Source organism: Geobacillus sp. ZGt-1 (assembly GCF_001026865.1).
Taxonomy (GTDB): domain Bacteria; phylum Bacillota; class Bacilli; order Bacillales; family Anoxybacillaceae; genus Geobacillus; species Geobacillus thermoleovorans.
This window is the reverse complement of sequence record NZ_LDPD01000072.1, coordinates 1-207: the sequence shown is the minus strand read 5'-3', so window position 1 is coordinate 207 and position 207 is coordinate 1. Positions and strand designations below refer to the sequence as shown.

At 37.2% G+C, this 207-nt stretch carries 1 pseudogene; it reads right to left on the bottom strand.

Annotated features, from left to right (window positions below):
- A pseudogene (locus VU18_RS15585) lies at window positions 1–207 on the bottom strand (RNA-guided endonuclease TnpB family protein); the annotation flags it as partial.

The following is a 207-nucleotide window of genomic DNA, read 5'->3' as shown; positions in this document are numbered from 1 at the left end:
GACATCAGCATTAATTAGTTTGCCAGACTTTGTTCGATACAAGCCGCGCTTAATACGTTTGCCGCTGAACTTATATTCTTTTGGATTGTCGGCATTATATTCAGGAATCTCATCGCCGTCAAAAAAGCTGGCTTGAGACGTATATGATTCTTCCTGTTTCAAGAATTCAATGCCGTAAAATTCACAAAGATATTCTAGTTTTTCTTT